At 44.1% G+C, this 12,657-nt stretch carries 14 protein-coding genes, 1 pseudogene and 1 riboswitch; of the genes and pseudogenes, 8 read left to right on the forward strand and 7 right to left on the reverse strand.

All coding sequences use genetic code 11. The features are described from left to right. Positions 1–326, reverse strand: a pseudogene (locus AWV70_RS24150) (ribonuclease); the annotation flags it as partial. 23 nt (positions 327–349) lie between these two features. Beyond that, positions 350–727, reverse strand: a complete 378-nt coding sequence (locus tag AWV70_RS12155) for a hypothetical protein (RefSeq protein ID WP_060207423.1) — start codon at positions 725–727, stop codon at positions 350–352. A 253-nt stretch (positions 728–980) separates the two neighbouring features. Here AWV70_RS12155 and AWV70_RS12160 point away from each other — a divergent pair, with 253 nt between their 5' ends. Together AWV70_RS12160 and AWV70_RS12165 are read left to right on the forward strand one after the other, a co-directional pair. Continuing rightward, a complete protein-coding gene (locus tag AWV70_RS12160) occupies positions 981–2,369 on the forward strand; it encodes an alanine/glycine:cation symporter family protein (RefSeq protein WP_060207425.1) in 1,389 nt (462 codons plus the stop codon). Positions 2,370–2,419: 50 nt separating this feature from the next. Then, entirely contained in the window at positions 2,420–2,641 is a 222-nt protein-coding gene (locus AWV70_RS12165) for a DUF1128 domain-containing protein (RefSeq protein WP_060207427.1), read from the forward strand. A gap of 92 nt (positions 2,642–2,733) precedes the next feature. Here AWV70_RS12165 and motB read toward each other — a convergent pair whose 3' ends face one another. Together motB and motA are read right to left on the reverse strand one after the other, a co-directional pair. Further along, entirely contained in the window at positions 2,734–3,495 is a 762-nt protein-coding gene (gene motB, locus AWV70_RS12170; RefSeq protein WP_060207428.1) for a flagellar motor protein MotB, read from the reverse strand. Continuing rightward, positions 3,479–4,294, reverse strand: a complete 816-nt coding sequence (motA, locus tag AWV70_RS12175) for a flagellar motor stator protein MotA (RefSeq protein ID WP_060207430.1) — start codon at positions 4,292–4,294, stop codon at positions 3,479–3,481. The genes motB and motA overlap by 17 nt, the downstream gene beginning before the upstream one ends. 207 nt (positions 4,295–4,501) lie before the next feature. Here motA and AWV70_RS12180 point away from each other — a divergent pair, with 207 nt between their 5' ends. The 3 genes from AWV70_RS12180 (at position 4,502) to AWV70_RS12185 (ending at position 6,819) form a co-directional block, all read left to right on the forward strand. Next, on the forward strand, positions 4,502–5,734 hold the full coding sequence (locus AWV70_RS12180) for an aminopeptidase (protein WP_060207432.1): 1,233 nt from the start codon (positions 4,502–4,504) through the stop codon (positions 5,732–5,734). 104 nt (positions 5,735–5,838) lie between these two features. Next, positions 5,839–5,976, forward strand: coding sequence for a hypothetical protein (locus AWV70_RS24155; protein ID WP_201024362.1), 138 nt, complete (start codon positions 5,839–5,841; stop codon positions 5,974–5,976). Positions 5,977–6,243: 267 nt separating this feature from the next. Continuing rightward, positions 6,244–6,819 (forward strand): beta-class carbonic anhydrase, encoded by a 576-nt coding sequence (locus AWV70_RS12185; RefSeq protein ID WP_060207434.1) that lies wholly within the window; start codon positions 6,244–6,246, stop codon positions 6,817–6,819. Positions 6,820–7,011: 192 nt separating this feature from the next. Here AWV70_RS12185 and AWV70_RS12190 read toward each other — a convergent pair whose 3' ends face one another. Further along, on the reverse strand, positions 7,012–7,557 hold the full coding sequence (locus AWV70_RS12190; RefSeq protein ID WP_060207436.1) for a GNAT family N-acetyltransferase: 546 nt from the start codon (positions 7,555–7,557) through the stop codon (positions 7,012–7,014). A gap of 7 nt (positions 7,558–7,564) precedes the next feature. Then, positions 7,565–9,370: a M3 family oligoendopeptidase gene (locus AWV70_RS12195; protein WP_060207438.1), complete on the reverse strand. Its 1,806-nt coding sequence runs from the start codon at positions 9,368–9,370 to the stop codon at positions 7,565–7,567. A 159-nt stretch (positions 9,371–9,529) separates the two neighbouring features. Here AWV70_RS12195 and AWV70_RS12200 point away from each other — a divergent pair, with 159 nt between their 5' ends. Beyond that, a complete protein-coding gene (locus AWV70_RS12200) occupies positions 9,530–10,279 on the forward strand; it encodes a hypothetical protein (protein ID WP_060207440.1) in 750 nt (249 codons plus the stop codon). Positions 10,280–10,303: 24 nt separating this feature from the next. Here the strand turns inward: AWV70_RS12200 and thiT are convergent, their stop codons facing one another. Beyond that, entirely contained in the window at positions 10,304–10,861 is a 558-nt protein-coding gene (gene thiT / locus AWV70_RS12205) for an energy-coupled thiamine transporter ThiT (RefSeq protein ID WP_060207443.1), read from the reverse strand. A gap of 187 nt (positions 10,862–11,048) precedes the next feature. Then, positions 11,049–11,150, reverse strand: a riboswitch (TPP riboswitch). A gap of 92 nt (positions 11,151–11,242) precedes the next feature. Between thiT and AWV70_RS12210 the strand changes: the two genes are divergently transcribed. Both AWV70_RS12210 and map read left to right on the forward strand, forming a co-directional pair. Next, on the forward strand, positions 11,243–11,584 hold the full coding sequence (locus AWV70_RS12210) for a DUF4870 domain-containing protein (protein ID WP_060207444.1): 342 nt from the start codon (positions 11,243–11,245) through the stop codon (positions 11,582–11,584). An 81-nt stretch (positions 11,585–11,665) separates the two neighbouring features. Continuing rightward, a complete protein-coding gene (gene map / locus AWV70_RS12215; RefSeq protein WP_060207447.1) occupies positions 11,666–12,412 on the forward strand; it encodes a type I methionyl aminopeptidase in 747 nt (248 codons plus the stop codon). The last annotated feature ends 245 nt before the right edge of the window (positions 12,413–12,657 follow it).

A 12,657-nucleotide genomic window follows, 5' to 3' on the forward strand; every position in this document is an offset into this window, starting at 1 on the left:
GCATAGTCCCTTATGAACAGGAACACCTGGGATTCATCAATGCTCAAGAATGGTAATAGTGTAATCAAAAAGATTAATAGTGGAAATAGGGACAATAGGAAAAAGAAGGCCAACTGAGAACCTAATCCGGTGATATCCACTTTCTTGATTCTCACAAGGAGCTCTTTCCAAAATCCCTTTGCCGTTGTGACATCGAATTTATCCAAATCCCCATCTTTCACATCATCAATAAATTTCATTAGTTGGGAATCCGCCATGAAGCCACTTTTTTCTTCTTCAGTTGGTTGTTGTTCTTTTTTCGGAGGTAACGGGTCTTTGTTCTTCACATTTGACTCACTCCTTCCGTGATTTAGTTCTTTTTTACATCCATACTTTCTTTCGCTTCGTTTACAATTTCCTTATATTCCTCTTTCGAATCAACAAATGCGTCCTTCGTGCCGACGACAAGTTCTTTCACTTGCGGAGTCAGCGTCTTCAATTCATCAACTTGATTCTTAATATAAGCGGCATCGCCTGAAAACTGTTCGTAAATCGATAAGTACTTGTCTTTCTGTTGTTGTAGCTTATGTTTCAAGACATCAGGATTTTTCGAATAATAACCGACTTGTGAAATCATTGCATTCGATTTTTTCATCACTTGTTGGCGGGTGCTTCTATCGAACATGCTGACAGCTCCACCCAAAATCGCTCCCAACATGATAAATCTTCCAAATTTGCTGTTCCCCACGTAAAACCCTCCAATATCATTCTAATTTGCATATATCATTATACCCTTCAGATGAAAAAACAAACAATCCACACGAATTCCAAAAAAACTCTTGACTAATGTCAAAAAATTAAGGATTATAGCCATAACACTATCAATTTTCCCAATAGTCTAATGTATTTGATAGTGGTAATGAATGGGAGTCAATAGTCGGGGAAAGCTGTTGATGGAATGGTTCATTTGAAAAAGAAAAAACGAAACAGGGGGTAGTAGGATGGATGGAATCACTAGCTTTTTAGACAAGGCAAGCGGGTTTATTTGGGGACCGCCACTTCTTGTCTTACTTGTGGGAACAGGTATCTTCTTAACTGTCAGACTCGGATTTATCCAAGTGCGTTTATTACCGTATTCATTGAAACAAGTATTTTCCCGCAAGCATAATAAAAAAGCGGATGGCGACATTTCCCAGTTCCAGGCGCTGATGACCGCGATGGCTGCCACTGTCGGTGTCGGTAACATCGTCGGTGTCGCGACCGCCGTTTACATGGGTGGTCCAGGAGCAATCTTTTGGATGTGGCTCGCAGGCTTCTTTGGAATGGCAACGAAATATGGGGAAGCCATTCTCGCGGTTAAATATCGTGTCAAGGACTCCAAAGGTCAAATGGCTGGGGGCCCTATGTACTATCTTGAACATGGTCTGAAGCAAAAATGGCTCGGTATCATGTTCGCCATTTTCGGTGCGCTTGCCGCATTCGGTATCGGTAACGGTACACAATCGAAGGCCGTCGCGGACGTCATGAATAGCACATTCAATGTGCCGCATTGGATTACAGGGATTGCACTTTTGATTTTCGCTGGTCTCGTCATTCTTGGAGGAATCAAATCGATCGGACGGGTCACCGCATTCTTCGTACCGATCATGGCACTCTTCTACTTCATAGCAGGTGCAATCGTAGTAATCATGAATTTCGATCTTGTTCCTGCGGCATTCGGATTAATTTTCAGTGACGCGTTTACTGGACAGGCTGCTGCAGGTGGAGCAATCGGTGCGGTTATCCGTTTCGGTGTTGCCCGTGGCCTATTCTCAAACGAAGCGGGTCTTGGTTCCGCTCCTATCGCGGCGGCGGCTGCCAAAACGGATATGCCTGGACGTCAGGCACTCATTTCCATGACCCAAGTATTATTTGACACGCTCATTATCTGTTCAATTACTGGTGTTACAATCGTCATGTCAGGTCAATGGAAAGACAAAACAATTGACGCTGGCGCATTGACTGCCCAAGCTTTCGGAGAATTCCTTGGCGGTGCTGGACCGATCATCGTCGCTATCGGTATCGTGTTCTTCGCAACTTCCACAATTCTCGGATGGGGCTACTATGGAGAGAAATGTTTCCAATACCTTTTCCCTAAACACGGAGCTGTATTGGGCTACCGTATCGCATTTGTTTCATTCATCATCGTCGGGGCCATTGTATCCCTAGACATCGTTTGGCTTCTTGCTGACGTCTTGAACGGTTTGATGGCAATTCCTAACTTGATCGGTCTTCTTGGATTGTCTGGCGTAATTGTTATGGAAACTAAACGATTCAGAGCAAAAATTGAAGAGGAAAAAGAAGCTGAAAAAATGGGGAAGACAGCAGCTGTTGACAGCACGGTCGATTAATGTGATGATTAAGTCCAACTAAGCTAATGAAGTGAAGGGCGGACAACATTATGGATCTATCTCAACCAACACCTGAAAATGTAACGTATATGATTGAAAAAATTAAAGAGAAACTTCGTATGGTCAATGTGGATGTAATGAAAGCGGATAACTTCAGCACTTCCCAATATGAGGATCTCGTCTACATGTACGAGATGGTCATGAAAAGGGACACAATCAGTCCGAATGAAATGCAAGCGATCGCTGCTGAACTTGGTGCGTTACGTAAATAAATAATGAAAAGCGGAGGGCTGTTGCCTGAAGCTAGACAAATAGAAAAAAGCCGATGCGGCAGGATAATCCTGAAGCATCGGCTTTTTTCTTTTTATTCAACTGCTGTTCCATCTTTCAACACAAGCGGTTGCACAAGTACTTCAACCCGTCTGTTCTTGCTTCTTCCTTCTGCTGTGTCATTGGAAGCGACCGGTTTATTTTCGCCGTACCCCTTCACACTGAATAGCTGAGGATCCATTTTATCATCACTGACAATCGTCTTTAGGAAATTGATCGCCCTCATCATGCTTAGTTCCCAATTGGATGGAAATTCAGCGCTATTGATCGGAACATTATCTGTATGCCCGGTTACAACAATTTGTCGTGGTTTCTCAAAGACAAGCAGATCGGCGATGTCTTTCGCCAATGTTTCGTATTCCGGTCTGATCGTCGCCTTGCCTGACTCGAACAGGATGCTGTCCCTGATTGTGATTAGCAGCCCTTCTTCGGTCAATTTCGTCTGGAACTGATTTTCAAGTTCATGAACCGCTATATATTCATCCAGCTTATCTTGAGTTTCCTCAAGGGACTGCTGGTCTTCCAAATAGGAGGAGTTTTCATTCTCCTCCCCTGCACTATCTTTCGGAATCGGTACGGGGGTTGGCGCAGCGTTATCCATCACGCCAGTCCCCCCGTCAAATATTTGGTTGAATACGGAAGAGATTTGACTAAATTTAGATTCATCCAACGCACTTGAAGCGAATAAAACGATGAACACCGCCAACAGCAAAGTCATAAGATCGGCATATGGCAAAAGCCAAGATTCATTGATATGACCTTCATCCCCACGCTTTTTCTTACGTTTCCTCGACAACCTGTCCCGCCTCCTTGTCGCTCGTATTTTTAGCAGCGAGCTTTCGACGTTCTTCCATTGATAAGTAAGAAGCCAACTTCTGTTCAATCACCCTTGGCGCTTCACCTTCCAGGACGGACAGGATGCCTTCGATCATCATCATCTTCTGGCGCACTTCTTCCTTCGACTTCCGTTGCAGTTTATTGGCGAATGGATGCCAAAGGACATACCCTGTAAAAATCCCCAATAAAGTCGCTACAAACGCCGCAGCAATGGCTGTTCCAAGCGCCTCGACATCATTCATGTTTTTCAGTGCAGCAATCAATCCTACTACCGCACCCAATACCCCAAGTGTCGGGGCATACGTTCCGGCTTGCGAAAAAATTTGCGCACCAGCCGAATGCCGTTCCTCCATTGCATCCACCTCTTCGGTAAGGACATCACGGATGTAGTCGGCATTTTGTCCATCGATTGCGAGCCCAAGGCCATTTTTCAAAAACGGGTCTGAAATTTCATCTGCCTTCGCTTCCAAAGACAATAAGCCTTCCCGCCTTGCAACATCCGCCCAACCCGAAAACAACTTGATCAAGTCCGAATCGGCTGTCAAATGCTGTTCTTTGAAAATGATGCCGAATAACTTGGGCACCCGTTTGATCTCCTTCATCGGGAAAGCGATGACGACCGCCGCCACCGTACCCACAATAATGATGAGGATCGCAGCTATATTCAATAGGCTATCCGGTGTAACTCCTTTCATCACCATACCGACAAAAAGCGCCACTATTCCAAGGATAAGCCCCACAACGGTTGATAAATCCATATCAGTACCTCCATGTCCTACAGTCTACTTCTTCTTATTTCGACATAATCCCCTCTTTCTTTAGTAATCTTGGAGAATAAAAATAATTCACAAATGAAATGTCACCTTGTATACACAATTTGACTCGTATGGCTTAACGTTTTTTCCCTTTGCCTGTTTTCTGACACTAGAGTACTATTAATACATATAGATGAAGGAGGTTTTAACTTGTCGACATTTGAACAGAAGTTAGAGAATTACGCAAGTCTAATTGTGGAGGTAGGAGCGAATATCCAAAAGGATCAGACGCTCTTCATCAGCGCTTCCATTGAAACAGCGCAACTTGTCAGAAAGGTGGCTGATAAAGCCTACACGGCAGGCGCAAGACACGTCATCGTAGATTGGGTTGACGATGCACTAACTAAACTGCGTTATGAAAAGGCACCAGCTGAATCATTTTCTGATTTCCCGGAATGGAAAGTTATGGAACGTGAAAAGTTAGCGGAAGGCGGAGCGGCATTCGTTAGTGTTGTATCACAAAGTCCTGATCTACTGAAAGGGGTCGATCCTTCCCGAATTGCGGATTCACAAAAGGCTAGCGGGAAGGCGCTTAGCAATTACCGCAAAATGTTGCAGGCAGACCGTTTCAGCTGGTCCGTTGTGGCAGCCCCTTCAAAGGCATGGGCTGCAAAGATGTTCGCGGACTTGGATGTATCTGAACAAGTTCCTGCACTATGGGAAGCGATTTTCAAAGCCGTTCGGGCCGATCAGGATGATGCTGTAGGGGCATGGAAGGAACTTGACCGCAACTTGAATGAAAAAGCCAATTATTTGAATGAAAAAGCTTATGCCAAATTGCATTACAAGGCACCAGGTACAGATTTGACAATCGAATTGCCGAAAGGCCATATTTGGGCAGGCGGTGGAAGTGTCAACGTCGACGGGAATGCATTCATGGCCAATATGCCGACGGAAGAAGTGTTTACAGTTCCACATAAAACAGGCGTAAACGGTTATGTCAAAAACACCAAGCCGCTCAGCTACGGTGGCAATATTATCGATGATTTCACAATCACCTTCAAAGACGGTCGAATTACAGAAGTGAAAGCCGGCCAAGGAGAGGAAGTCCTCCAACATTTGATCGATACGGATGAAGGAGCTAAGCATCTTGGAGAAGTTGCACTTGTTCCGCACGCTTCGCCAATTTCCGAATCAGGGCTTCTCTTCTACAACACATTGTTCGATGAAAATGCATCGAATCACCTTGCGATTGGCAGTGCATACTCTTTCTGCCTCGAGGGCGGTAAAACGATGTCAACGGAAGAGCTGGAAGAACACGGACTGAACCAAAGCATCACGCATGTCGACTTCATGATTGGCTCAGCTGAAATGGATATAGACGGCGTGTTGGATGATGGAACTGTCGAACCTGTTTTCCGGAACGGCAACTGGGCTATCTGATTTTAGACACAATTTATTAAAAGATTGCAATCAGCTCTTTAATTATTCCAGGAATATAGTATAATGAATGTATCATAACATTCATTGTAGAGAGGGGTCTCATCATGGGCTTGATGTTCACTACAGTTATCGGTTACGCTATTGTCCTTGGTATTGCAGCATTGTTTACAATGCATTATCTTGGGAAAGCTCTTAATTCTGCCGACGCAGAAACAATTGATCCAAAACCGGAAGTAAAATAAAGTAAAACTTCAATCAGTGGGACTTTTCCACTGATTGTTAGTTGAACCAATCGGGCATTAACTGGCTGTTAACCTCCCACTTCCAGTTTTTATATTCTTGCTGAATATTGAAGTAGAGGCCTTACAGCCAGTTAATGCGGGATAAAACAAAGAGTTGCCACTTGGCAGCTCTTTTCTTTTTCTGTACACTAATTAATATAGTTCGACTGAAAAATATGGATATTTCTCAGTTCATGAATCCCAAATGGAAAGCGGAGGGGCCAAAACATGACAATTTTGTCTGAAATCATTTCGTACAATAAAGAATTCGTCAACGAAAAGAAATATGAAGAATACGCCACAACAAAATTCCCTGATAAAAAAATCGTCATTTTAACTTGCATGGATACAAGATTGACGGAACTATTACCGAAGGCGATGAACTTACGGAATGGCGATGCTAAAATCATCAAAAGCGCAGGCGCCATTGTCACTCATCCTTTTGGCAGCGTCATGAGAAGCATTTTAATCGCCCTCTACGAATTACAGGCAGATGAAGTGTACATTATCGGCCACCACGACTGTGGCATGAACTCCATCGACACGAAACAGATCATCGGCAAGATGGTCGATCGGGGAGTGGATAAAAATCTGTTCAAAACATTACAATACTCCGGCGTTGATATGGAAGATTGGTTGCGCGGCTTCAATGACGTGACAGAAAGCGTAAAAAGCAGTGTGGACCAAGTACGGAATCATCCGCTTATGGATTGCAAAGTTCCTGTCCACGGCCTTGTCGCACATCCTGACACCGGCCTCCTGGACATCATCATTAACGGGTATGATGAAATCGACGAAAACTGACATCGCTATTCCACATTTCCCGGGAAATAGACACGACCAAATAAATAAAAAGCCGATTCCTCATGTGAAGAAACGGCACGCCATTTGCTCGTAACGCTACGCTTTTACTCGCAAAAATAAAAAGCCGATTCCTCCTTAGAAGAATCGGCTTTTTATTTTTGCTACTACTTTCCGCCAAGCGGCCTTACCCTTTCAAAAATCGTCCGCCAAGCTCGCATACATATAATGATCTTCCCAAAAACCGTTAATGTACAGAAGCTTCCTTAGCAATCCCTCGCGAATAAAACCGGCATTCTCCAACACTTTCACAGAACCGGCATTGCGTGGTGAAACAAATGCCTCCACCCGATGTAACGAAACGGTTTCGAACGCGAATTTTGTTACGATCTTCACCGCTTCCGTCGCAAGGCCCCTTCCTGTTTCCCGTTCATCGATTGAATAACCGACGAAGCCGCTTGAGAACGGAAGCCTTTTAATGCTGTATAACGATATATGACCGATCAACCTGCTTGTTTCGGCGTCAAAAATCCCAAAGTTGTATTCACGCCGATCCCTCATTTGATAAATGGATTCCCTTATTTTATCCCGTTGGACAGCGACCGTATAGTAGGCCGATTCATGACGAGGCTCAAAGACCGTCCAATATTCCCGATTCGCTTTGAGCAACTCGGTGAAAATCGCCGCATCGTCTTCTGTCAATATACGTAAATAACAAGTTCGCCCTTCAAGCAGAATCAATGCGTCTTCACCTTTCTTCGGAAGCTATTTTCAAAAACTCTTCGACATCTTTCACACATAACGCCACACCTTTTGCCCAGAACGCCTCTTTTGTAATATCTTCTCCAAGATGCTTCATCGCAAGATCTTCGACAGACATGACCGCTGTATCACGCAACAAAGCCATATACTTCTGTTCAAACGAATCTCCTTCTGCAATGGCTTTCGCATAAATGCTCAACGAGAACAAGTATCCGAATGTATACGGGAAGTTATAGAATGGTGTTCCCGTAATGTAGAAGTGCAGCTTTGAAGCCCAGAAATGCGGATGAACAGTATCAAGAGCACCTGCGTATGCCTCTTTTTGTGCTTCTGCCATCAATTCATTCAATCTTGCAGCAGGAACAACTCCATTTCTTCTTTCCTCATAGAAACGTGTTTCGAAAAGGAAACGTGCATGTATATTCATAAAGAATGCAACACTTCGTTGAATTTTATCCTCCAGCAATGCAAGTTTTTCCTCTTCCGTTTCTGCTGCTTTGACAGAAGCGTCGGCAACGATCATTTCCGCAAATGTGGAAGCCGTTTCTGCAACTCCCATTGCATATTGACGGTTCATATAATGAACAGGGCGTAATGCATATGAATGGAACGCATGGCCAAGTTCATGTGCTAACGTCGCCACATTGGACATGGATCCGCTATACGTCATGAAAATACGGGATTGTTCTGAAACTGGCATTCCCGTACAGAAGCCTCCTGGACGTTTATTCGCACGGTCTTCCGCTTCAATCCAGCTATCCTCGAACGCTTTTCTTGAAAACGACTCCAATTCAGGACCGAATTTACCGAAATGCTCCAGAATGAATTCAGCGCCTTCTTGGTAAGACATTTCTTTCGTGGATGACGTGACCGGTGCATCTAAATCATACCAATTCATATTTTCATTTCCCAATAGTTCGGCTTTCCGCTTCAAATATTCCGCAAAAGGTGCTTTATTTGCGCTGATCGCCCCCCACATTGCGTCTAGCGTTTCCTGACTCATCCGGTTTCTCATGAGAGGTTCTTTCAATACGGAATCCCAGCCGCGCTTTTCATAGACGGCTAGTCGGAAGCCCGCGAGATGATTTAATGTGGATGCGAAGAAATCCTCTTTTGCTTCCCATGCTTCTTCAAGTTTTTCAAATGCTTCTTTTCGTACATTAACGTCCGCATGAGAGCTCAAATTATTCGCCTGGCCGACGGAAAGCTTCTTCTCTTCCCCGTCAACTGTCATCTCGATTGTAATATCCCCGACGAGCTGGTCGTATAGTTGTCCCCATCCTTGATACCCATCGACGCTTAACGCTGTGATTAGGCTTTCTTCTTCTTCAGATAACTTCATTTGAACTTCTTCGCGCCATTCTTGTAGAATAAAATCGAATGGGGACAGCTGTTCAGTCGCCAATAATTCTTTCCAAACAATTTCTTCCGTCTTTGCAACGACCTGTTTGATTTTCAAGACGGCTGTCTGGAACCGTGCGCCTAACGAGCCCACTTCCGCTTGTAGAATGAGCGCTTTTTTATCTTTCGTATTCGCGGCGATGAAACAGCCGATGACCGCTCCTGCTTCTCTTAAATTTTTTGCAGTGTTTTTAATTTCATCAATTACGTAAAGGACTTGTTCCGCCTCTTCGGCAGATACGGGCGTGTTTGTGGAGGCCGCTAGGTTTTCCAATGCACCGATCTGCTCTTTCACAGCGTCCAGATGCGAACGCAACTCTTCTGAATCGCTGCCGCCTTTGAAAAATACATCTAAATCCCATACTAGTGAATATGTTTTTGTCGTAGTCAATGAATGATCCCCCTAATTTTAGAAAATTTTTATAAAAGCGTGTTTTTATTATACCATGAATCTTCGGCATTCGAAATATTAGATTTGTGACGGAAACTTCATACTTTCCTTCGCACAAATTCCCATTCCTATGTATACTGTTCAGAGGGAGGATGTACTATGTCAAGAATACTTCTGATGACCCTGTCACTATGTACAGTCATACTATTGAATATAAAAGCAAGTTTTTACTCACTGAACGGACACACAACAGGCGAAATAACAAATCGGCTGCCATTGCTTTTCTTACCGGCGGACTATGTATTGATCATCTGCTGGTTGCTTTATATCACGATCTTTTTCTGGATCTTCAATTTCAATAAGACTCGCCACGAGATGAGCTCCGCGCATCGAAACCGCGTCACTTTCCTTTTCGTTATAAGTTGCCTTCTGCATATAGCTTGGATTTTCCTTTGGCACTTCGGATTGTTCACTGGTACCGTCATTACGAAAATTGGTCTGTTAGTTACGCTGCTTACTTTCTACTTTACATTCCCGAAACGGGATAACCGAATGCTTGGCAGAGCGCCATTCAGCTTGCTTACAGGATGGATTTTCATCACGACTATTTCGAATATAAGTTATTTGCTTATGATCCACGGATGGTCAGGATTTGGATTAAGCGATCCGTTATGGGCGGTCATCTTGTTAACGGCTTCAACGGCGTTCGCTTTACATTTTATGTACCATTACAAGGATTATGTAATGAATCTTGTATTTGTTTGGGCGTTTATCGGCATTGCTGTCAGGAATGGTACAGAGGAGCTGTTCATCTCCGCAGCGGCCATCTTTTTATCTGCCGTCATCGTCACGTGCATCTTCCTGTTTTCAGGCAAGCGCACTGACACCAAAAAAGGAGTAGGCGCATGAATTCATCATACGCCTACTCCTTTTTTATGCTTTTTGAATAAGTCTAGGCGCGGATGTAAATAAAATGACCGCTACGATTGCACACAATATGATGGATGGAATCATATAGGTTGCATTATATCCTAAAGAGAATAACCAAGCTGGCTTATCTCCGGCGGCATCAGCGAAAAACACCATCCCGCCAATGAAGTGCGCCAAGAAGCGGAGAGACCCTCCTAGTACCGTTCCAACAATAATCGCGGCAGCCATCGAGCCTTTACGTCCCGACAATTTACTCTTAATCAACCAACCATGTGTTGAGGCCGCTAAACCAACTACAGTGTAGGCAACAAAATAGTCCAATGCACCTTGCACAGGATGAATAATATAGCCTCCAATCACAGCTTGGAGAAGACCTGAAATCAACCCAGTCAATAAGCCGCCAGCAACTCCCCAGCGGTATGCCATCAAGATTATCGGTAACATTGATAAAGTGATAGATCCTCCTTGAGGCATTTTGAATAACGTCAAATTATCCAACACAAATGATAAAGCTCCTAAAATGGCAACCTCCAACATTAATTGAAGCCTTTTACGATCCAATAGTAACTCCCCCTTTTTTAGTCGGAGGGATACGGAAGGAAAAAAAGTTTGTCTGCTTTAACCGTGCATCACTATTAGCAGGCACGTTTGAAGTATGCCGAAGATGGCTACGGTTAGTAAACGGCTTTTAATTTTTCCGCAACAAAAAAAACGACATCCCGGATAGAACCGAGGCATCGATATCGTTGTCAGTTTCCATCCACATCCCTACGCAAGTATGAACTTACAGGTTCGAAGGGTCAGGACGAATGTCCAATCTCAGCCAGTGAAGGCACCCCTTGTGGTCATGTAATTCAATTGTCGTTACCATTGTATATGTTACAGTACTTATAAGCAAGATGATATTGTAAACTACTTATTAGATTTGCGGGAGGTAAGCCCATGACCAATAATAAACTATTGTCCGCCCTCTGTTATTTCAGCATCTTCTTTTCACCGCTCCTATTGCCTGCAATCGTCTATTTTGTAACAGATGATCATGAAGTGAAAGGACATGCGAAGCGATCACTTATCTCGCATCTTATTCCAGTCGTTCTTCTTATTGCCGGCTTCATCCTGTTTTCATTTTCGATAATTTCTTATGAATCGCGGATGCATACAATGTTGACAGGGCAATTCGACTTTTGGGGACTGGCACCTTTCCTGTTCATGATCATCTATGGACTGCTGTTCTTAATCATCGTGATTTGGAATGTCTACCAAGGTGTGAAAGTATTGAAATGATAGGCATACGTTTATTTAGGCTTGAATAATTATGTTATAATCAGATGGAAAATTACGTTTCAAAGAGGGGACCTGTAAATCATGATTGTGAAAAACAACGAAGAGATCGAAGCGTTGAAAAAGATCGGCCGTATCGTCGCAGAAGTGCGGGAAGCGATGAAAGCGGCGGCTGTTCCGGGCATTACGACAAAAGAGCTTGATGAACTCGGGGGGCGCCTTATTACTGAACGCGGAGCTGTGTCCGCACCGATTGACCAATATGAGTTCCCAGGGTATACATGCATCAGCGTTAATCATGAAGTTGCCCACGGCATTCCAGGATCACGCGTCATCCAAGACGGCGACCTTGTCAATATCGATGTCTCCGCATCATTTGGCGGGTACTTTGCAGATACCGGCATTTCATTCGTCGTCGGTACGGCTGACGAAAAGAAGCAACTGCTTTGTGACGTCGCAAAAAGCGCATTTGACCGCGCGATGACAAAAGTGAAAGCAGGCTCACGCTTGAATCAGATCGGGAAGGCAGTTGAGCGTGAAGCGAAGGATAACGGCCTGAAAGTCATCAAGAACTTGACTGGGCACGGCATTGGAACATCTTTGCACGAGGAGCCGCAGCATATCCTTAACTATTACGATGCATGGGATAAAACATTGATGAAAGAAGGCATGGTGTTGGCAGTCGAGCCGTTCATTTCCGAAAATGCTGAGCATATTATCGAGCTTGGAGACGGCTGGACATTCGTCACCCCAGATAAATCCCTCGTCGCCCAAATTGAACATACGATCATCGTCACAAAAGACGAACCGATCATACTTACTCAGCTATAAGGAAAAAGGAGACTGTTCGGAAAGTTGATGGATCAACTTTCCGGCAGTCTCTTTTGTGCGGGGAGAGATTTTATGATCACTTGCCGGGATTTATGATTACTTATCGGGATTTATGATCACCCGCCAAGTTTTATGATCACTTACCCGGTTTTATGATCACTGACAGGGTTTATGATCACTTGCCCGGTTTTATGATCACTCGCCAGGATTTATGATCACTTACCCGGTTTTATGATCACTCGCCA

It is taken from the genome of Sporosarcina koreensis, from assembly GCF_001531445.1.
Classification (GTDB): domain Bacteria; phylum Bacillota; class Bacilli; order Bacillales_A; family Planococcaceae; genus Sporosarcina; species Sporosarcina koreensis_C.

Excerpts from the sequence above, each read along its gene's own strand:
- AWV70_RS12160 (WP_060207425.1), top strand. The coding sequence starts at position 981 with ATGGATGGAATCACTAGCTTTTTAGACAAGGCAAGCGGGTTTATTTGG.
- AWV70_RS12165 (WP_060207427.1), top strand. The coding sequence starts at position 2,420 with ATGGATCTATCTCAACCAACACCTGAAAATGTAACGTATATGATTGAA.
- motA (WP_060207430.1), bottom strand. The coding sequence starts at position 4,294 with ATGGATTTATCAACCGTTGTGGGGCTTATCCTTGGAATAGTGGCGCTT.
- AWV70_RS24155 (WP_201024362.1), top strand. The coding sequence starts at position 5,839 with ATGGGCTTGATGTTCACTACAGTTATCGGTTACGCTATTGTCCTTGGT.
- AWV70_RS12185 (WP_060207434.1), top strand. The coding sequence starts at position 6,244 with ATGACAATTTTGTCTGAAATCATTTCGTACAATAAAGAATTCGTCAAC.
- AWV70_RS12200 (WP_060207440.1), top strand. The coding sequence starts at position 9,530 with ATGTCAAGAATACTTCTGATGACCCTGTCACTATGTACAGTCATACTA.
- AWV70_RS12210 (WP_060207444.1), top strand. The coding sequence starts at position 11,243 with ATGACCAATAATAAACTATTGTCCGCCCTCTGTTATTTCAGCATCTTC.
- map (WP_060207447.1), top strand. The coding sequence starts at position 11,666 with ATGATTGTGAAAAACAACGAAGAGATCGAAGCGTTGAAAAAGATCGGC.